Here is a 16,074-nt window from a genome sequence, read left to right as displayed (position 1 = left end):
TCGGCTCTGCTGCCTCATCAGACTAACCAGTCGGTATGTAGCGAGGGAAGGGGTCCCGGTGACAAGGCCGGTGCGGTGCGTTCCTCGGGGCCGGTGTGCGCACTAGCGTGCGTGGCCATGACAGTTCCGTCGATCACGGAGGTCACCGCATGAAACTGTCCAGACGAGGGCTGCTCGCCGCGACCACGGCGGCCGTGTCGCTGACCGCGCCCCCGGCCGCGGCGGACGGCGGCCGGCTGCGCACGGGCTTCGAGCGGCTCGCCGCGGACGGCTACGGGCTGCTCGACGGGCAGCGGGTCGGCATCGTCACGAACCCCACCGGCGTCACCAGTGGGGGCCCCTCCCGCTCGAGCGAAGCCGAGAGTGGGGGAGTGCGCCACATCGTCGACGTGATGCACGCGGACGACCGGGTGCACCTCACCGCGGTCTTCGGTCCGGAGCACGGCTTCCGCGGCACCGCGCAGGCGGGCGGTTCGGAGGGCCGCTACGACGACCCGGCGACCGGCCTGCCCGTCTACGACACGTATCTGAAGAGCGGCCGGCCGCTCGCCGACGTCTTCACCGCGTCCGGCGTCGACACCGTCGTGTTCGACATCCAGGACGTGGGCGCCCGCTTCTACACGTACATCTGGACGCTGTACGACTGCATGGAGGCCGCCGGGCTCGCGGGCAAGCGCTTCGTGGTGCTCGACCGGCCGAACCCGGTGACCGGGCGGACGGCCCAAGGCCCGGTGCTGCACAAGGAGTTCGCGACGTTCGTCGGCCGGCAGCCGATCGCGCAGGCGCACGGGATGACGGCCGCGGAGCTGGCACGGCTGTTCAACGGGGAGTTCCTGACGACGCCGGTACCGCTGGACACCGTCCTCGTGTCCGGCTGGAAACGGTCGGAGTTCTACGACGCCTCCGGCCTCCCCTGGGTGCCGCCGAGCCCGAACATGCCGACCCCCGACACCGCTCTCGTGTACGCGGGAACGTGTCTCTTCGAGGGGACGAACCTGTCGGAGGGGCGCGGGACGACACGCCCGTTCGAGCTGCTCGGCGCGGACGGGATCGACGGCCGGTGGGCTCGCGAGGCCGAGCGGCTCGGCCTGCCCGGCGTGCGCTTCAGGGAGGCGTACTTCGCGCCCACCTTCTCCAAGTTCCAGGGCAAGACCGTCGGGGGTGTGCAGATCCATGTGCACGACCGGGCCGCCTACGACCCCGTACGCACCGGAGTCGCGCTGCTGGTGACCGCCAAGAAGGTCTGGAGCGGCTTCACCTGGCGCTCCGACAACTGGATCGACAAGCTGACGGGCTCCGCGCGGGTGCGCACCATGATCGACGCGGGGGCGACCGCCGACGAGGTGGTGGCCGCCTGGCAGGACGAGCTGGCCGCGTTCCGCCGCGTACGCAAGGAGTACCTCGTCTACCGCTGAAGCGGCGACCGCACCCGGCACTTCGGTTCGGTCGCACCGGACCGCACGTGACATCTGGCCAACCTCCCCCGCCGGCAGGACGATACGCCCACATCGTGGGACCACAGGGGCCAAGGGGGCCTGTCATGGCGGAACGGGCAATGAGTGTGACTCCCTACTGGGAGCTGACGTTCGACGCGGACGGGGACGTGGACGGCCGGGAACGGGATCGGCTGCTCGCGCAGGTGGCGCAGCGCAAGGTCCATGACCTGGTCGTCTTCGCCCACGGCTGGAACAACGAACGCTCGGGGGCCACCCGGCTCTACAGCCGCTTCTTCCAGCCGGTCCCGGCGCTCGCACCGCGGGCGCGTCTCGGGTACGTGGGTGTGGTGTGGCCCTCGATGATCTTCCCGGACGAGCCGATCCCCGACTTCCCGGCGTCCGTGCCGGCCGAGGTCACGGCGGTCGCGCGCCCGGCCCTCGCCAAGGGGGCCAGGCAGGCGCTGGTGGAGGTGTTCCCCGACCGGGCCACGCTCGTCGAGCAGATCGCGCGGCTGCTGGAGCGGCATCCGGACGAGGAGGCCTCGCTGGAGACGTTCGGACAGCTCGTACGGCTGCTGGTCGAGGCGCGGCCGCAGGATCCGCAGGACGCGTGCGCCGCGGACACCCTGGCGACGGGCGGGCCGGTGAGCGGCCCCGAGATGCTCTCGGGGGACACGGCGCTGGTGTGCCGCGACTTCGCGCGGGCGCTCGACCGGGTCGCGTCGTTACACGGTACGAGCGCGGCGTCCGGCGCGGTCGACTTCTCCTTCACGCCGGCGGGGCTGTGGGACGGGGCGCACGAGCTGCTGCGGCAGGCCACGTACTACGCGATGAAGCGGCGCGCGGGGACGGTCGGCGAACGGGGACTCGGGCGCGTCCTCGGCCGGCTCGCACAGGCGGCGCCGGACGTACGCGTGCATCTGGTCGGGCACAGTTTCGGGGGACGGCTGGTGTCGTTCGCGCTGCGCGGACTGCCGGCGGGGGTGCGCACGGTGAAGTCCGTGACGCTGCTCCAGGGGGCCTTCTCGCACTACGCGTTCGCGGCGCGTCTGCCGCACGACACGCACGCGAGCGGGGCGCTGCACGGTCTCCAGAGCCGCATCGACGGTCCGCTGGTGTGCTGCTACTCCCACTTCGACTCGGCGCTCGGAACGATGTATCCGCTGGCGTCGCGCATGGCCGGTGACGCGCGGTCGGCCGCCGGGGAGCTCGGGGCCGACTTCGACATCGGGCGGACGCTGGGCCCCCGGTGGGGTGCGATGGGCCACGACGGGGTGCAGGCGGTGGACGGCACGCGCGCGTTCACCCTCGCCGAGGCGCTGCGGGCCGAGCTGCCGGCGTCGGGCTGTGTGAACGTCGACGCCGCCGCGGTCGTCAAGCGCGGCGGCCCGCCGACCGGCGCGCACAGTGACATCGTGCACCGGGAGCTGGCGCAGGTGGTGCTGGCGGCGGGCCGCATACGCTGACCCGCCGCCGCTGGGGAGTTGTCGGTGCGCCCGGTGTCACCGGTGCGACGTGTACTCCACCACCTGCTGGTACGTCGGCCGGTTCTGCCAGGTGATCTTGCCGTGCTTGATGCCGCCGAGCGTCCGCTGGACGATCGAGTCGGCGCACCACTGGTCGCCCGCCGAGCACTGGTCGTCACCCGGGTAGACCTGGGCCGCGGTCTTGCCTGCCGCCTCCTTGAGGGTGCTGATCAGGGTGTCCCGGCAGGCACTGAGGCTGCCGGAGCCGCAGTACGACTTCTCCAGTCCGCCCTGCACCGGCTCGCCGAGCACCGCCCGGATGTCCTTGTCGACGTAGCTCCACCATCCGTACTGGAAGGAGCTTCCGGCGTGCGCGCCGGTCGGGCCGTGCGCGGACGACGGGGGCTCGTCGGTCGGCAGGTTGCTGGTGAAGGCGGTGAACAGGTCGCTGCCGAGACCCGGTTCGAACTCGGCCTTCACCAGCAGCGGCCACCAGGCGTCCAGGATGCGGATCGCGTCGGCGTTGGCGTAGGCCTTCGAGCCGGCCGAGGTCTCCGTGCGCTTGGCGCCGGCCGTCACCCACGCGGACAGCTTGCCGACCGCCGCCGCGGCCGTGGTGTCCGTGACCGTCGAGCTGTTGATGACCCTCAGGAGCTTCGGCAGCACGTCCTCGGCCCGCAGATCGGCGAGGGCGGCGTCGGCCATCGCCTTCACGAGCGAGGCCCTGGTCACCCCGCCCGCGGCCACCAGCTTCTTCACCCGGTCCTCCAGGAGGTTGCCGCGGTGCACGGAGCCGTCACCCCAGGAGGCCGTGGTGTAGTCCTTGGCCTGCTTGTTGTTCCAGGAGATGTAGTAGTCCTGGTCGACGGAGTTGGGGTGCGCGGACGCCGCCGTGTAGTCGGCGGTGTTCGTCGCCGGGTTCCAGTTCCGCCACTCGTACGCCGCCTGCGCCCAGACCGGGAACTCGGCGTCGACGCCCGTGGCGCGTACCGGGTTGTCGCCACTGTTGTAGTACGCGGTGTGCGTGGAGTCGGCGTAGAACCAGTTGAAGGTGTAGTTGATGTGCTGCACGGCGCTCTGGAACGTCTGCGGACTCTTGACGTAGTCCGGGTCGTTCAGCATCTGGAAGCCGATGATCGAGTCGGCCTCGTGCAGGAAGGAGGAGCGCAGGGTGGTGTACGCGACCTTCTTGCCGCCGGCCGTCGCCCGGTATTCCACGGGGCCGTACTTGGTGCGGTAGACCTGCATGCGGTAGGAGCCGGCCGCGGTGGAGTCGGCGGTGGTCGGCTTCCAGGAGTTGGTCCGCTCGACCTTGTCCATGGCCGTGCAGGTGCCGTGGTAGAGGTAGTGGTAGTCGTCCTGACACAGCTCGACCGCGTAGGTGTCGATGATGTCCTGGCCGGAGGTGGTGGCACTCCAGGAGTAGTCCTGGCCGCGGCCGAGTTCCACGTACATGCTCAGGCCCGCGAAGGAGGCGCCACGGGCGCTCAGGCCGGGTCCCTGGATCTCCTGGAGCATCAGCAGCTGCGGTGCGAAGTAGCCGGTCTGCGGGCCGAACACGGCGATCGGGTGACCGCTCGCGGTGTGCTTGCCGCTGACCACGAGGGCGTTGGACATGCCGCGCTTGGCTGAGGTGAGGGTGGTGGCGGCCGCCGTGGCCGAGGCGCCGGTGGCACCGGCGGTGGCCGCGCTGCCGGTGCGGTCGTAGACCAGCGGCTCCTGGGTCACCGAGCCCGCGTCGGGCAGGGCCGCGCCCTGCGGGGAGTCGGGCTTCGACGCGTACGGGAAGCTCTCGCCGTTGTGGACGGTGAGGACCGCCTCGGGGTCGTTGCGCTCGCGGAAGGACTCCCAGACCTTGGTGCCCTCGGTCACGCCGTACTTGGACTGGGCGGCGATCAGCGAGAGGGCGTTGTTGACCTCGCCGCCGCCTCCGGAGCCGAAGAGCGCGCCGATGACGGAGGCCAGCGCGACCAGGTCGGTGAGCTTGAAGTGGTCGATGGTGCCGGCGTTGGTGATGGAGTCCTTGTGGCCGGTCAGGACGTACTCGCCGGGGAAGTAGCGGCCGCTGTCGGAGGCGTCGATGTAGGCGTTGATGCCCTCGATGTAGGCGTTGGCGTCGGCCAGGGCCTGCTGGCCGCGGGCGCCGTTGTTCGCGATGGCGCTGTCGATCTGGGCCTGCAGATCGGCCTCGGTGTAGGGGGCGTTGCGCCAGAACTCCTGCTCCAGGCCCTGGTTGGAGGGGGCGCCACCCGCGAAGGAGGTCAGCTGGCCCCGTCCGACGTGCCGGAAGACGTCCATCAGCCAGAGCCGGTCCTGAGCAGCGGCGTACCCGGCTCCGTACTCAGTGCCGTAACGGGTCGTGCCCGTGATGTGCGGGACGCCCGTCTTCTTGTCGCGGACGATCGTCACGTCGCTGCGCCCGCCGGGCTTGGTGGTGGAGGCGACCTGGTCGGAGGCGACCCCGAAGGAGGCGTCGTTGAAGAAGTTGTTGATCTTCGCGTCGGTGAGCGCGGAGTAGCCGGAGGGCAGATTGCCGTACGGCGCGAGCTGGTCCTCGGCGTGGTCGGGCTGGGTGCCGAAGGCCTGGTTGAGGAGGATCTGGGCGAGGGTGGCGTTGCCGTTCTCGCCGGGCGGGAGGATGTCGGAACACTGGCCGCCGCAGTAGTCACCGGCGGCCGCGGCCGAGGTGTCGGCGGCGGCCACCTGGGTGACGGGGGACAAAAGACCGGCGACGAGGACGCATATCGAAGCGGCCTTGAGGAACTTGGGGATTCTGCGAGGAGTTCTCAGTCTGTCGAGGGCGATGCGTGGGGTGCGCCGTGACATGGCAGCTCCTACCGACGGGGGTGGGCCGGACGTTACCGCCGGTATCCCCGAGATTGAAGATGAACATGCGTCAGTTTTTGGGATTCATCGCAGTCGGACAGTGCCGCCGACAGGCGGCTGACAGCGGCGGGAGGTAAGCCGGGACGACTCGGCGGGTGGCTTATGGCGGTCATCGAAAATCGGATGGAGCCGAATTGCTTGTCGATACGTCTATTCGGCGACGTCCGTTCGACGACGCCGAAGTGACCGAAGTTCAGGTGCAGGTGTGACGGAGGTGCAAGGCGATGGCCGGTTTCCGGAGTCTGGCGAGACAGGTGCGAGATCCGAGGTGCGATCTGGCACTGCGGCGGTACTCACTGCGCAAGTGCCTTGAGAGGTTCGCCCCCTACGGGCATCGGGCGACCTGGGACCATCTGTGCTCCCGGGCCGGGTTCGGTCCTGAGGACCGTTCGCCCGATCCGGCGCGGCTCGTGGCCGCGCTGGACGAGCTGGAGGAGGCCCGCTCCGTCTGGCTCGCCTACGAGGTCGAGTTCGCGCAGCGCCGCAAGAAGGAGAAGCACGACGGGCTGCGCAGGCCGGGCAGCGTGGACGACTGGCACCGGCTGACCTGGGGCGGTTTCGGCGTCGCCTGGTGCGACGACCCACGGGTCCATCCCCATGAAGCACTGGCCGAGGTGCTGCGCCGGCTCATCGCCGCACTGGAGCGCGAGCCGGGCGAGGCCTGCCCCGTGTGCGCCGGGGAGCGCCTCACATGGAAGTACGACCTGGCCCACGAACCGTCGTCGGGCCCGGTCTGCACGGGCTGCGGAATAGTGGTGCCGCGGCCCGTTCTGACACCCGAAGCCCTGGTGGAGGCCAGGCGCGGACGGCTGCTGGTGTCGGCGTGAGCACGACGGGGGTGCGCACAGAAGGCCGCGCCCCCGTGCGCGTGCCCGGGGTGTCCTGATCGGACGAGCGCCCGAAAGGCGCTGCCTACGAAGGCGTCTTGACGTCCGTGTGGATGGCGAGCTTGAACTCGGCGAGGGTGATCGGTACGGCGATCTTCGCGTCACCGACACCGCGCGCCGAGATCTTCAGGCCGACGGGGGTCCCCGGATGCACGAACATCTGCCAGAGATAAGTGCGGTACTGGCCGCCGCGGGTGAGCGTCGTGTCGTTCGTGGCCGTCGAGTCGTACCCCGTGGAGACACCCAGCGGGTCGCGCACGAAGCGCGCCCGGTACTCCAGCGCGCGGGCGTCGGCCTCCCAGAAGACCATCGCGGACAGCACGGCCCAGCCGTCGTGGCTGGGCCAGATCAGCCCGGAGCGGGTGTCCGGGTACGTCGACGCCTGGCCACCGCCCCGGGCCGGATCGTGCATCTTCCAGGGGTCGTACGACTCCTCGCTCACCTCGTACGGGAAGCGGACCAGGTGGTAGCCGTCGTTGTCGTATGTGATCTTCTGCGCCCCCGAGTGCGCGGCCTCGTACTTCAACGAGCTGATGACGACGCTCATTTCTCCTCCTTCTCCGTCTCCTGAACACCGGTTCGCCCCGGGTCGAGGCTGGTTGTCAGTGGCGGGGGGCACCATCGGGGGCATGGTGCCGGTGGACGTCCACGTGCATCCCAAGTCCCCTTGCGGACAGCACACATTGTCGGCGAAAGCGCTTGCGACGGCACTCGAAGAGATACGTTCACAGGTTCGCGTTCCGATCGGGGCGACCACGGGCGCATGGGGGGAACCGGATCCCGCGGCCCGGGTGGCGCGCGTCCGTGAATGGACCGTCCTACCCGATCACGCCTCGGTCAACCGGCACGAGCCCGGCGCGGAGGGCGTCGCGGGGGCGCTCCTGGAGCGCAAAGTGGCGGTGGAGGCGGCGTCGAGGGCTGGTGAGGGCGTGGGAGATGTTCCGGTCAGGACTCCGCGCACGACCTCGCCGCCGGCCGAAGAGCCCGACGCTACCAGCACCAAATCGGCTCGCTCCACCCCTTTCCCGTAGGGACAGTTGGGGGCGATGAAACCCGGCTGAGGAACCCGAGGAGCCCTGACATGTCGACGCTGCGCGTCACCGCCGAAGTGCTGACCATCCACCCCCACCCGAACGCCGACGCCCTCGAACTGGCCCAGGTGGGCCTGTACCGGGCCGTCGTCGCCAAGGGCGCGTATCGCACCGGCGAGACCGCCGTCTACATCCCGGAGCAGTCCGTGCTGCCGGCCGGGCTGATCGAGGAGCTGGGGCTGACCGGACGCCTCGCGGGCAGCGGCTCCGACCGGGTCAAGGCCGTACGGCTGCGCGGTGAGCTGTCGCAGGGGATCGTCTGCCGGCCGAAGGCGCTGGCGGACGTCGACCTCGCGCGGACGGTGGCGGACGGAACCGACTTCGCGGAGCTGCTCGGCATCACCAAGTGGGTGCCGCCGATCCCGCCCACGATGAGCGGCGAGATCGAGTCCGTGCCCGATCTGCTGCGCTGGGTCGACATCGAGAACATCCAGCGCTACCCGGACATCTTCACGCCCGGCGAACCCGTCGTCCTGACGGAGAAGCTGCACGGCACGGCATGCCTGGTGACGTACCTCGCCGACGAGGACCGTGTGCATGTCTCCTCGAAGGGCTTCGGCGCCAAGTCCCTCGCCCTGAAGGAGGATCCGCGCAATCTGTACTGGCGCGCCGTGCACGGCCACGGCGTGGCCCAGGCCGCGGCCCGCCTCGCCGAACGGCTCGGGGCACGCCGGGTCGGGATCTTCGGCGAGGTGTACGGGGCCGGCGTACAGGACCTGACGTACGGCGCGGACGGCCGCCGCGACACCCTCGGGTACGCCGTGTTCGACGTGTCCGCGGACATCGACGGCGAGGTCCGCTGGCTGGACGCGGCGGATCGGCTGGACGGCGAACTGCCCCTCGTACCCAGGCTGTACGAGGGCCCGTACGACATCGAGCGGGTCCTGGAGACCGCCTCCGGACGGGAGACGGTCTCCGGGCACGGGCTGCATCTGCGGGAGGGCGTCGTGATCCGGTCCGCCACCGAGCGGCGCAGCCCGGTGACCGGCGGCCGGGCGATCGCGAAGGCGGTCAGTCCGGCGTATCTGACCCGCAAGGGCGGCACGGAGTACGAGTGACCGGACCGGCCGCAGCAGGCCGGGGACTGGTCAGGACTGGTCAGCAGCAGTCCTCGGGCTGCTGCTGACCCGGTGTGCGCCGCGGCCGGCTCGCGGCGCGGTCCACCATGAGCCGCGAGCCCGTCCGCCGTTCGCCGAAGACGTCGTCCGGGTTGGAGAGCACACAGGTCTCCAACGACAGGCATCCGCACCCGATGCAGTCCGTCAGATGGTCCCGCAGCCGGCCCAGCTGGGTGATGCGCTCGTCGAGTTCGGCGCGCCAGGCCTCGGAGAGGCGCGCCCAGTCCTCGTGCGTCGGGGTCCGCTCCTCGGGGAGTTCGGCGAGCGCCTCGCGGATCGTGGCCAGCGGGATGCCGACGCGCTGCGCGGCGCGGACGAAAGCGACCCGGCGCAGCGCGTCGCGGTGGTAGCGGCGCTGGTTGCCCGCGGTGCGGCGGCTGCTGATCAGGCCCTTGGACTCGTAGAAATGCAGGGCGGAGACGGCGGCGCCACTGCGGGCCGACAGCTGGCCGACCGTGAGCTCATGGATCTTCTCGGGAATCTGGGGCACCCCTCGAAGCCTACCTACCTCGTCACACTCGCGGCCCGTTGACATGGGCCCCCCGCCCGACCATGCTAAGCAGTTGCTTAGACATGGCGACACAGGAGGCCAGGGACATGGCAGAGCCGAGGATCTTCACATCCGCCGACGAGCTGAAGGCGGCGGTGGGCGAGCAGCTGGGGTACAGCGACTGGCTGGAGGTCGACCAGAAGCGGATCGATCTGTTCGCCGACGCCACGGGCGACCACCAGTGGATCCATGTGGACCCCGAGAAGGCCGCCGCGGGTCCGTTCGGCACGACCATCGCGCACGGCTATCTGACGCTGTCGCTGCTGCCCGCGCTGGTGCCGCAGGTGATGCGGGTCGAGGGCATGAAGATGGGCGTCAACTACGGCTCGAACAAGGTGCGTTTCCCCGCGCCGGTGCCGGTGGGCTCACGGCTGCGCGCCACCGCCGTCCTCCAGGAGGTCACGGAGGCGGGCGAGGGCGTCCAGGTCACGGCCGCGGTGACGGTCGAGCGTGAGGGCGGCGACAAGCCGGTCTGCGTGGCGGAGTCGGTGTCGCGCTACTACTTCTGAGGCCGCCGGCGGGAGCGGGCCAGGGGGTGTCCTTCGGATCCACCCTCTAGACCTTCGCCCTCACCATCCGCAGCACGAGGTCGGCGTAGAGCGCGCCGACCTCGTCGGGCGTACGGGGGCCGTTGACGTTGAACCAGCGGGCCACGTCGATGCAGAGCGAGAGCACCGCCACGGTGGTGCCGGGCACGTCCGGGACGTCGAAGTCGCCCGCCGCCACGCCGTCCTGGATGATCCCGCGCACGGCCGCGTCGGTCTGCCGGCGCAGCGCGATGATCTCGGCGCGCGCGTCGGGGCCGAGCGCCTCCAGTTCGTACTGCACGACCCGTGCGGTGGTGTGCTGCCCGGCGTGCCAGCGCACGAACGACCGTACGGCCTCGGAGAGCCGCTCGGCGGCGCTGCCCTCGCCCTCCACCGCCGGCCGCAGGATCTCCAGCGCCTTCTCGTGCCCGATCCTGCTGATGCGGTGGAGCAGCTCTTCCTTGGTCTTGTAGTGGATGTAGAGCGCGGCGGGGCTCATGCCGGCCCGGCCCGCGATGTCGCGGGTGGTCGTCGCGTGGTAGCCGCGCTCGGCGAAGGCCTCCACGGCGGCGACCAGCAACCGCCGGGCCGCGTCAGGGGTGACCTCGGCCCACGGCTGGATCTCGCCGCCGGCCGTCTCCTCCGCCGTACTCATCACTCGCCCCTTCCAGTGGCAGGACGAACACCATACCTCTGAAGGTGAGCGAGCGCTTAGAGTGCCCGTTCAGCGCGGTGCGAACGGGTGGATGAACGAGTCGGCAAACGGGTGGGCGAACGGATCACAGCTTTTCGAAGGGGCCGTACGCGCGCCCCGCGGGGTGCGCGCCCTCCTGCCGGTCCCGGATCACCTTGGCCAAGGTGAAGGCCGAGGTCACCAGGTACAGGACGGCGATGGCCAGGAAGCCCCGCACCCAGGCGTCGGCGTGCAGTTTGAAGATGCCGATGGCGGTGGCCGCCATGGCGACGGAGAAAGAGGCGACGGCCTGACCGTAGAAGGCTGCCGTGTTCTGCTGCTTGACCGGTGTCTCGCTCATACGGACAAGGGTCGGCGGCCACGGCCGGAACCACATCCGCCGCCGTACTCAGGACGTACTCAGACGAGGCCGGCCGGAACCAGGTCCCGCGGAACTCGGAACGAGGTTCCTCAGAACGCCGAGACCCCCGTCAGCGCCCGCCCGATCAGCAGCTTCTGGATCTGGCTCGTGCCCTCGTAGAGCGTCATCACGCGGGCGTCGCGCAGCAGCTTGCCCGCCGGGTACTCGTCGATGTAGCCGTAGCCGCCGAAGACCTGGAGGGCGTTGTTCGCGGCGCGCACGGCGGCCTCGGAGGCGAAGAGCTTGGCCTGGGAGGACGCGGTGGCGAACGGCTGCCCCCGGTCGACGAGGTCGGCGACCCGCCAGGTCAGCAGCCGGGCGGCGTCCACGTCCACGGCGATGTCACTGATCAGCTCCTGTACGAGCTGGTGGTGGGCGATCGTCTTCCCGAACTGTTCGCGCTCGGTGGCGTACTTCACCGCCACGTCCAGCGCGGCCTGGGCTATGCCGACACAGCCCGCCGCGACCGACATCCGCCCCTTGGCCAGCGCCGACATGGCCACGGAGAAGCCCTTGCCCTCGGGCGCCAGCATCGCCGAGGCGGGCACGCGGACGTCCTCGAGGACCAGCTCGGCGGTGGCCTGGCCGCGCAGGCCGAGCTTGCCGTGGATGGGGCGGCGGGTCAGGCCGGGGGTGTCGGTGGGGACGAGGAAGGCGGAGACGCCCTTGTGTCCGGGTGCGTCCGTGGAGCGGGCGAAGAGGAGCACGACGTCGGCCCAGGTGCCGTTGGTGATGAACATCTTGGTGCCGTTGACGACGTAGTCGTCGCCGTCGCGTACGGCCCTCGTCGTCAGATTGCCCGCGTCGGAGCCGGTGCCGGGCTCGGTGAGGCCGAAGCAGCCGACGTACGCGCCGGAGGTGAGCCCCGGCAGCCACTGCCGCTTCTGCTCCTCGCTCCCCCAGTACGCGATCGTCTTGGCGACGAGCCCGAGGGAGACCGACACGATGCCCCGCACCGAGGAGTCACCCCGGCCCAGCTCCTCCGTCACCAGGCAGTACGCGAGGTGGTCGCCGCCGGAGCCGCCGTACTCCTCGTCGACGGTCAGCCCGAGGAAGCCGACCTCGCCCAGCTTCTTGACGAGGGAGCGGTCGACCTCCTCTGCGCGGTCCCAGGCGATGACGTTCGGGGCGACCTCGCGGTCCACGAAGTCCTTGGCGAGCTGCCGGACGGCGGTCTGCTCCTCGCTGAGCTCCAGGTTCATGGCGCGTCACCCCATTTGAAAGCCGTACATTTAAATTAGCACTGCTAGTTTACGTGCGCAGCCCTACTATGTGCGCCATGGCCCGACCGCGCAAGCCCCTCCTCAGCACCGACCGCATCGTCGACGCGGCACGGGCGCTGGTGGACGCCGAGGGCCTGGCGGCCGTTTCCACCCGCCGGCTCGCCGCCGAACTCGGGGTCAGCGGGCCCTCGCTCTACAACCACTTCCGCACCAAGGACCAGATCCTCGAGGCGGTCGCGGACTCGGTGAGCGCGCAGGTCGACCTGTCGATGTTCGAGGACGGCCGGAACTGGCGGACGGCGCTGCACGACTGGGCCTTCTCCTACCGCGCCGCGCTGCGCGACCACCCGAACATCGTCCCGGTGCTCGCCCGGGGCCCCGGGCGACGCCCGGCCGGCCTCCGCCTCGCCGACGCCGTCTTCGGGGCGATGGTCCGCGCCGGCTGGCCGCCCGCGCAGGCCACGTCCATCGGCGCGCTGATGCGGTACTTCATCATGGGCTCCGCGCTGGGCTCGTTCGCGGGCGGGTTCGTCGACGACGAGACGGCGTACGACCCCGCCGACTATCCCCACCTCGGGCAGGCCCACCTGCTTGCCGAGCAGCAGGAGAAGATCGACGAGCGGGCGTTCGAGACGGGGCTCACGGCGTTGCTGGACGGGCTCGCGCAGCAGTACGAGCAGGTACGGCGGGCCCTCTAGGCCGCCCCTGGCCCTGGCGCCGAGTTCCCGCCGCCCGGCGACCGGGGGCGCGCGCCTCTTCGCGATCGGCACCCGCCACGGACACTTCGGCGGGTGCCGAAGTGTCCGTACCGCATGCTGGAACGCATGACGAGCCGACACAGGTCCCGGGATGCCCAGGCGCCGCGGCTGGCCCGGCTCGCCGGGCTGATCGCCGACGAGACGCGGGCCGCGTTTCTGCTGGCGCTGCTGGACGGGCGGGCGTGGACGGCCGGCGAGCTGGCGCGGCACGCGGGAGTCGCGGCCTCCACCGCCAGCGAGCATCTGGGCAAGCTGGTCGCGGGCGGGCTGCTCGCCGAGGAGCGGCAGGGGCGGCACCGGTACGTACGGCTGGCCGACGGGCGGACCGCGCAGCTCGTCGAGGATCTCGCGGCCCAGGTCGCGCCCGGCGCCCTCGAACAACCGCGCACGCTGCGGGAGTCCAGCGCCGGCACCGCGATGGCCCGCGGGCGCACCTGCTACGACCACCTCGCCGGGCGGCTCGGCATCGCCCTCACCGACGCGCTGACCGGACGTGGGCTGCTGCGCCAGGACACCGGGTTCGCGCTCACGGACGACGGGCTGAAGTGGTTCGCGGACGCCGGTATCGGTCTCGAACCCACCGGCCGACGCCCGCTGGCCCGGGCCTGCCTCGACTGGACCGAACGCCGGCCCCATCTCGCGGGCGTCGCGGGCGCGGCCCTGTGCCGGCACGCTCTGGACGCGGGGTGGTGCGTACGCATCGGCTCCGAGCGGGCCGTGAAGGTCACGGACCAAGGGGAGCGGGCGCTCGCGGCGCTGCTGGGCATCGCGACGGGTGCGCTGCGCTGAGCGGGAGCGGCAGCGACCACATGAGCGGCGCTGCCTCAAGAGCGGCCGCAGCCGGACCCGCACGCACAGCCACACCCACAGCGGCAGCCGCAGTACGACGTCCGAAATCCGCGTGCCCCCTGTCTGTCCCCCTCCTAGCCTCGGGAGCATGATGAGCACTCCCCCGTTCACCCCCGCACCCCGCCGCCGCGCGGAGCTGCTCGCCGCGGGCGCGGCGGCCGTCACCGTCGTCCTGTGGGCCTCCGCCTTCGTGTCGATCCGCAGTGCGGGTGCCGCCTACTCGCCGGGCGCGCTGGCGCTCGGCCGGCTGCTGGCGGGCGTCCTCGCGCTCGGTGTCATCTGTCTCGTCCGCGGGGAGGGTCTGCCGCCGCGCGCGGCCTGGCCGGGGATCGTCATGTCCGGGCTGCTCTGGTTCGGCTGCTACATGGTCGTGCTCAACTGGGGCGAGCAGCAGGTGGACGCGGGCACGGCGGCCCTGGTCGTGAACATCGGCCCGATCCTCATCGCCCTGCTCGGTGCCCGGCTGCTCGGCGACGCCCTGTCGCCGCGGTTGCTCGCGGGGATGGCGGTGTCCTTCGCGGGTGCGGTCGCCGTGGGTCTCTCCCTGTCCGGGGAGGGCGGATCCTCGGTTCTCGGGGTGGTGCTGTGTCTGCTCGCCGCCGCCGGATACGCGGGCGGAGTCGTCGCGCAGAAGCCGGCGCTGGGCAGTGCCAGTGCGCTCCAGGCGACGACCTTCGGCTGCCTGGTCGGCGCGGTCGGGTGTCTGCCCTTCGCCGGGCAGCTCGTCCACGAGGCGGCCGCCGCGCCCGTCTCCGCGACCCTCAACATGCTCTACCTGGGCGTCTTCCCGACCGCGCTGGCGTTCACGACCTGGGCGTACGCCCTCGCCCGTACGACCGCGAGCCGCATGGGCGCGACCACGTACGCCGTGCCCGCCCTCGTCGTACTGATGTCCTGGCTGGTGCTCGACGAAGTGCCGGGACCGCTGACGCTGGCCGGTGGCCTGCTGTGTCTCGCCGGGGTGGCGGTGTCGCGTTCCCGGCCGCGCGGCCGGACGACCGCGCCTGTGCCCGAGGACACGGCCCCGGCGCCGGCCCCGGAACCAGCTCCTCGACCGGCTCCGGATCCAGTTCCTCGACCGGCCCCGGAGCCGCGCGCCTAGGCGCGCCTAGAACACCACCAGCGCCCGGCCGCCCTTGCCGGCCAGCATGTTGTCGAACGCCGCCGGGATGCCGTCGAGGGCGATCCGCTCCGTCACCAGCGCGCCGAGGTCCAGGCGCCCCGCCCGTACGTGCTCGGCCAGGACCGGCAGGTCCTTCGCCGGGTCCGAGTTGCCGTACACGCAGCCCGACAGGGTGCGGCCCCAGTGGAAGATCTCCAGCGCGTTGAACACGACCTGCTGGTCCTTGCCGCCGATGCCGACGACCGTGGTGCGGCCGCCACGCCGCGTCGAGTCCCAGGCGGTGCGGATGGTCACGGCGCGGCCCACGCACTCGACGGCGACGTCCACCCCCTGCTTGTCGGTGAGCCCGCGGATCTCGCGGGCCGTGTTCTCGGAGGCGACGAGGTAGTCGGTGGCCCCGGCCCGGCGGGCGAGCGACTCCTTCTCCGGCGAGACGTCCACCGCGACGATCTTCGACGCGCCCGCGATCCGGGCGGCCTGGAGCGTCGCGAGGCCGACCCCGCCGACCCCGAACACGGCGACCGTCTCGCCCGGCTGGACCTTCGCCGAGTGATGGACGGCTCCGTAGCCGGTGAGCACGGCACAGCCGAGCAGCGCCGCGTCGGTGAGCGGCACGCCGTCGGGCACGGGCAGTACGCAGGCGGCCGGGACGACCGTCTCCTCGGCGAACGCGGCGACGTTCAGCCCGGGGTACAGGTCGGAGCCGTCGGTGCGCCGCGCGTACACGGTCCCGGCGCCGGTCAGCGCGTCGGCGCACAGCCAGACCTCGCCCAGCGAGCAGGCGTGGCACCTTCCGCAGGACGGCGCCCAGTTGAGGACGACGCCCGCGCCGGGCGACACCTGGGTGACGCCCTCCCCCACGGAGACGACGGTGCCCGCGCCCTCATGGCCGAGGACGGCCGGGACCGGCACCCGCATGGTGCCGTCGGACAGGGACAGGTCGGAGTGGCAGACCCCGGCGGCGGCGAGCCGGACCCGGACCTGGCCGGGACCGGGCTCGGGCAGTTCGATCCCGGTGATCTCCAGCGGAGCACCGACGGCGGGCAGTACAGCTGCGCGGACCATG

At 71.4% G+C, this 16,074-nt stretch carries 15 protein-coding genes and 1 pseudogene; 9 read left to right on the top strand and 7 right to left on the bottom strand.

Annotated features, from left to right (window positions below):
* The first annotated feature begins 149 nt into the window (after nucleotides 1-149).
* Nucleotides 150-1,415 carry a DUF1343 domain-containing protein gene (locus GTY58_RS34315; protein WP_037646408.1) on the top strand — a complete coding sequence of 422 codons (1,266 nt, stop codon included), beginning with the start codon at nucleotides 150-152 and terminating at the stop codon, nucleotides 1,413-1,415.
* Between the two features lie 125 nt (nucleotides 1,416-1,540).
* Nucleotides 1,541-2,902, top strand: a complete 1,362-nt coding sequence (locus GTY58_RS34310) for a hypothetical protein (protein WP_010988010.1) — start codon at nucleotides 1,541-1,543, stop codon at nucleotides 2,900-2,902.
* 36 nt (nucleotides 2,903-2,938) lie between these two features.
* Here GTY58_RS34310 and GTY58_RS34305 read toward each other — a convergent pair whose 3' ends face one another.
* Nucleotides 2,939-5,728 carry a penicillin acylase family protein gene (locus GTY58_RS34305; protein WP_010988009.1) on the bottom strand — a complete coding sequence of 930 codons (2,790 nt, stop codon included), beginning with the start codon at nucleotides 5,726-5,728 and terminating at the stop codon, nucleotides 2,939-2,941.
* Between the two features lie 284 nt (nucleotides 5,729-6,012).
* On the opposite strand from GTY58_RS34305, the gene GTY58_RS34300 reads away from it, so the two are divergent.
* Complete coding sequence (locus tag GTY58_RS34300) at nucleotides 6,013-6,615, top strand: hypothetical protein (RefSeq protein ID WP_010988008.1); 603 nt, start codon at nucleotides 6,013-6,015, stop codon at nucleotides 6,613-6,615.
* Nucleotides 6,616-6,700: 85 nt separating this feature from the next.
* Here GTY58_RS34300 and GTY58_RS34295 read toward each other — a convergent pair whose 3' ends face one another.
* Nucleotides 6,701-7,222: a hypothetical protein gene (locus GTY58_RS34295; RefSeq protein ID WP_010988007.1), complete on the bottom strand. Its 522-nt coding sequence runs from the start codon at nucleotides 7,220-7,222 to the stop codon at nucleotides 6,701-6,703.
* A gap of 94 nt (nucleotides 7,223-7,316) precedes the next feature.
* Between GTY58_RS34295 and GTY58_RS41055 the strand changes: the two are divergent.
* Together GTY58_RS41055 and GTY58_RS34290 are read left to right on the top strand one after the other, a co-directional pair.
* Nucleotides 7,317-7,583: pseudogene (locus GTY58_RS41055) on the top strand (hypothetical protein); the annotation flags it as partial.
* Nucleotides 7,584-7,756: 173 nt separating this feature from the next.
* Nucleotides 7,757-8,824 (top strand): RNA ligase (ATP), encoded by a 1,068-nt coding sequence (locus GTY58_RS34290; protein ID WP_010988006.1) that lies wholly within the window; start codon nucleotides 7,757-7,759, stop codon nucleotides 8,822-8,824.
* A 40-nt stretch (nucleotides 8,825-8,864) separates the two neighbouring features.
* Here GTY58_RS34290 and soxR read toward each other — a convergent pair whose 3' ends face one another.
* Complete coding sequence (gene soxR, locus GTY58_RS34285) at nucleotides 8,865-9,419, bottom strand: redox-sensitive transcriptional activator SoxR (protein ID WP_078234563.1); 555 nt, start codon at nucleotides 9,417-9,419, stop codon at nucleotides 8,865-8,867.
* A gap of 62 nt (nucleotides 9,420-9,481) precedes the next feature.
* Here soxR and GTY58_RS34280 point away from each other — a divergent pair, with 62 nt between their 5' ends.
* Nucleotides 9,482-9,943 (top strand): MaoC family dehydratase, encoded by a 462-nt coding sequence (locus GTY58_RS34280; protein WP_010988004.1) that lies wholly within the window; start codon nucleotides 9,482-9,484, stop codon nucleotides 9,941-9,943.
* Between the two features lie 46 nt (nucleotides 9,944-9,989).
* Here GTY58_RS34280 and GTY58_RS34275 read toward each other — a convergent pair whose 3' ends face one another.
* The 3 genes from GTY58_RS34275 to GTY58_RS34265 form a co-directional block, all read right to left on the bottom strand.
* Complete coding sequence (locus GTY58_RS34275) at nucleotides 9,990-10,616, bottom strand: TetR/AcrR family transcriptional regulator (protein ID WP_037646404.1); 627 nt, start codon at nucleotides 10,614-10,616, stop codon at nucleotides 9,990-9,992.
* Nucleotides 10,617-10,740: 124 nt separating this feature from the next.
* Nucleotides 10,741-10,995: a YiaA/YiaB family inner membrane protein gene (locus GTY58_RS34270; protein WP_037646403.1), complete on the bottom strand. Its 255-nt coding sequence runs from the start codon at nucleotides 10,993-10,995 to the stop codon at nucleotides 10,741-10,743.
* Nucleotides 10,996-11,105: 110 nt separating this feature from the next.
* A complete protein-coding gene (locus GTY58_RS34265; protein WP_010988001.1) occupies nucleotides 11,106-12,257 on the bottom strand; it encodes an acyl-CoA dehydrogenase family protein in 1,152 nt (383 codons plus the stop codon).
* A gap of 77 nt (nucleotides 12,258-12,334) precedes the next feature.
* On the opposite strand from GTY58_RS34265, the gene GTY58_RS34260 reads away from it, so the two are divergent.
* The 3 genes from GTY58_RS34260 to GTY58_RS34250 all read left to right on the top strand — a co-directional run bounded on the left by GTY58_RS34260 (nucleotide 12,335) and on the right by GTY58_RS34250 (nucleotide 14,987).
* The gene (locus GTY58_RS34260; protein WP_010988000.1) at nucleotides 12,335-12,976 is read left to right on the top strand and encodes a TetR/AcrR family transcriptional regulator; all 642 of its coding nucleotides are present in this window, start codon (nucleotides 12,335-12,337) and stop codon (nucleotides 12,974-12,976) included.
* A 114-nt stretch (nucleotides 12,977-13,090) separates the two neighbouring features.
* Nucleotides 13,091-13,825, top strand: coding sequence for a winged helix-turn-helix domain-containing protein (locus tag GTY58_RS34255; protein ID WP_161271983.1), 735 nt, complete (start codon nucleotides 13,091-13,093; stop codon nucleotides 13,823-13,825).
* A gap of 148 nt (nucleotides 13,826-13,973) precedes the next feature.
* Complete coding sequence (locus GTY58_RS34250) at nucleotides 13,974-14,987, top strand: DMT family transporter (RefSeq protein WP_042493865.1); 1,014 nt, start codon at nucleotides 13,974-13,976, stop codon at nucleotides 14,985-14,987.
* 6 nt (nucleotides 14,988-14,993) lie between these two features.
* Here the strand turns inward: GTY58_RS34250 and GTY58_RS34245 are convergent, their stop codons facing one another.
* Nucleotides 14,994-16,073 (bottom strand): Zn-dependent alcohol dehydrogenase, encoded by a 1,080-nt coding sequence (locus GTY58_RS34245; RefSeq protein WP_010987997.1) that lies wholly within the window; start codon nucleotides 16,071-16,073, stop codon nucleotides 14,994-14,996.
* Nucleotide 16,074: the final 1 nt, after the last annotated feature.

The sequence above is a fragment of the Streptomyces sp. SID5469 genome, assembly GCF_009862865.1.
GTDB classification, from domain to species: Bacteria; Actinomycetota; Actinomycetes; order Streptomycetales; family Streptomycetaceae; genus Streptomyces; species Streptomyces avermitilis.
This window is presented reverse-complemented; position numbering and strand designations above follow the sequence as displayed.

Bases quoted from the DNA above. Each gene is read 5' to 3' on its own strand.
- GTY58_RS34250 (WP_042493865.1), top strand. From the start codon at position 13,974: ATGATGAGCACTCCCCCGTTCACCCCCGCACCCCGCCGCCGCGCGGAG.
- GTY58_RS34295 (WP_010988007.1), bottom strand. From the start codon at position 7,222: ATGAGCGTCGTCATCAGCTCGTTGAAGTACGAGGCCGCGCACTCGGGG.
- GTY58_RS34260 (WP_010988000.1), top strand. From the start codon at position 12,335: ATGGCCCGACCGCGCAAGCCCCTCCTCAGCACCGACCGCATCGTCGAC.
- soxR (WP_078234563.1), bottom strand. From the start codon at position 9,419: ATGTCAACGGGCCGCGAGTGTGACGAGGTAGGTAGGCTTCGAGGGGTG.
- GTY58_RS34290 (WP_010988006.1), top strand. From the start codon at position 7,757: ATGTCGACGCTGCGCGTCACCGCCGAAGTGCTGACCATCCACCCCCAC.
- GTY58_RS34305 (WP_010988009.1), bottom strand. From the start codon at position 5,728: ATGTCACGGCGCACCCCACGCATCGCCCTCGACAGACTGAGAACTCCT.
- GTY58_RS34275 (WP_037646404.1), bottom strand. From the start codon at position 10,616: ATGAGTACGGCGGAGGAGACGGCCGGCGGCGAGATCCAGCCGTGGGCC.
- GTY58_RS34315 (WP_037646408.1), top strand. From the start codon at position 150: ATGAAACTGTCCAGACGAGGGCTGCTCGCCGCGACCACGGCGGCCGTG.
- GTY58_RS34280 (WP_010988004.1), top strand. From the start codon at position 9,482: ATGGCAGAGCCGAGGATCTTCACATCCGCCGACGAGCTGAAGGCGGCG.
- GTY58_RS34270 (WP_037646403.1), bottom strand. From the start codon at position 10,995: ATGAGCGAGACACCGGTCAAGCAGCAGAACACGGCAGCCTTCTACGGT.
- GTY58_RS34265 (WP_010988001.1), bottom strand. From the start codon at position 12,257: ATGAACCTGGAGCTCAGCGAGGAGCAGACCGCCGTCCGGCAGCTCGCC.
- GTY58_RS34245 (WP_010987997.1), bottom strand. From the start codon at position 16,073: ATGGTCCGCGCAGCTGTACTGCCCGCCGTCGGTGCTCCGCTGGAGATC.
- GTY58_RS34300 (WP_010988008.1), top strand. From the start codon at position 6,013: ATGGCCGGTTTCCGGAGTCTGGCGAGACAGGTGCGAGATCCGAGGTGC.
- GTY58_RS34255 (WP_161271983.1), top strand. From the start codon at position 13,091: ATGCTGGAACGCATGACGAGCCGACACAGGTCCCGGGATGCCCAGGCG.
- GTY58_RS34310 (WP_010988010.1), top strand. From the start codon at position 1,541: ATGGCGGAACGGGCAATGAGTGTGACTCCCTACTGGGAGCTGACGTTC.